The following is a 1,106-nucleotide window of genomic DNA, read 5'->3' on the forward strand; positions in this document are numbered from 1 at the left end:
ACCATGTGCCTTACAAGGGAAGCACGCCGGCGGTGACCGCGGTGGTGGGCAGCGAGGTGGATGGCGGCATCCTGGCCACGCCCAGCATGCTGCCCTTCGTCAATGCGGGCAAGGTGACGGCGCTGGCGGTGACCAGCCACCAGCGCTCGCGGCTGGCGCCGGGCATTGCAACCGTGGCAGAACTCGGCATGAAGGCGCTGGAGCATGAGGTACTGTATGTGGCGATGGTGCCGGCGGCCACGCCGGAGGCGGTGGTGCGMGTGCTCGAGCGCGCCATCGCCGCCGCGCTGGTGCGGCCCGATGTGCAGGCTCGCATGCAGGCGCTGGACCTGCAGCCCGAAGGCATCACCGGCGCGGCGGCAGCGCGGCGGTTGTCGGACCTGTCCGAGCGATATCGTCAACTCATCGTTGCCACCGGCATGAAAGTCGAATGAAAGCGAACCTGATCTATATCGTCGCCGACGATCTCGGCTATGCGGACCTGGGCTGCTATGGCGGACGCGAGCCGGTGTCGCCGGTGCTCGACAGCCTGGCCGCCAACGGCCTGATGCTGACGCAGGGCTATGCCAACTCGCCGGTGTGCTCTCCCACGCGTTTTGCACTGATGACGGCGCGTTACCAGTACCGGCTGCGCGGCGCGGCCGAGGAGCCGATCAACAGCAAAAGCCGTGGCAGCAACACGCTGGGCTTGCCGCCGGCGCATCCCACCTTGCCCTCGCTGCTGCGGGCGCAGGGCTACCGCACGGCGCTGATCGGCAAATGGCACCTGGGCTTCGCGCCGGCGTTCGGGCCGCTGCTGTCGGGCTATCAGGCGTTTTTTGGCCCCATGGCGGGCGGTGTCGATTACTTCACGCATTGCGATTCCAGCGGCCGTCACGATCTGTGGCACAACGAGGTGGAACACCAGGAACCCGGCTACCTGACTGATCTGCTGTCGCGGCGCGCGGTGGATTACGTGACGCGCATGAGTGGGGAGGGCGCGCCGTTTTTCCTGAGCCTGCATTACACCGCGCCGCACTGGCCGTGGGAAACCCGAGACGACGCCGCGCTGGCGCAGCAGGTCAGCTACAACCTGTTCCATCTCGACGGCGGCAACATCCACACCT

Annotated in this window: 2 protein-coding genes; both read left to right on the forward strand. The window is 67.1% G+C overall.

The genetic code is table 11. The features are described 5' to 3' along the window. The coding region (locus AC1DS3_RS38930) for a tripartite tricarboxylate transporter substrate-binding protein (protein WP_477129399.1) at positions 1-434 on the forward strand (434 nt) is incomplete at its 5' end. Then, positions 431-1,106 (forward strand): sulfatase family protein (locus tag AC1DS3_RS38935; protein ID WP_477129400.1); only part of this gene is annotated, 676 nt, incomplete at its 3' end. The genes AC1DS3_RS38930 and AC1DS3_RS38935, both read left to right, overlap by 4 nt.

It is taken from the genome of Cupriavidus sp. 01L46, from assembly GCF_056399905.1.